The organism is Peribacillus sp. SIMBA_075, from assembly GCF_046534585.1.
This window is the reverse complement of sequence record NZ_JAWRYN010000242.1, coordinates 1-349: the sequence shown is the minus strand read 5'-3', so window position 1 is coordinate 349 and position 349 is coordinate 1. Positions and strand designations below refer to the sequence as shown.

Below are 349 nucleotides of genomic sequence, written 5' to 3'. Positions count from 1 at the left end.
ATTAGCAATTGATTTAATTAATATTGCGCCGCTCGCTGATTTACATCATCCAAAAGGTATGATTAAAGAAGCACAAGATTTAGCAGCCGCTGCATTTGGTGCAGATCATACTTTCTTTTCTATTCAAGGTACAAGTGGTGCAATAATGACAATGGTGATGAGCGTGTGCGGTCCTGGCGACAAAATCCTAGTGCCACGAAACGTGCATAAATCAGTAATGTCAGCTATTATTTTCTCAGGTGCAAAACCAATTTTCATGCATCCTGAAATTGATCCGAAGCTCGGTATTTCACATGGGATCACAATTCAATCTGTCAAAAAGGCTCTTGAAGAGCACTCAGATGCGAAA

General features: G+C 40.1%; 1 protein-coding gene. It reads left to right on the top strand.

Annotated features, from left to right (window positions below):
* The coding region (locus SB775_RS28065) for a DegT/DnrJ/EryC1/StrS family aminotransferase (RefSeq protein ID WP_410864431.1) at window positions 1-349 on the top strand (349 nt) is incomplete at both ends.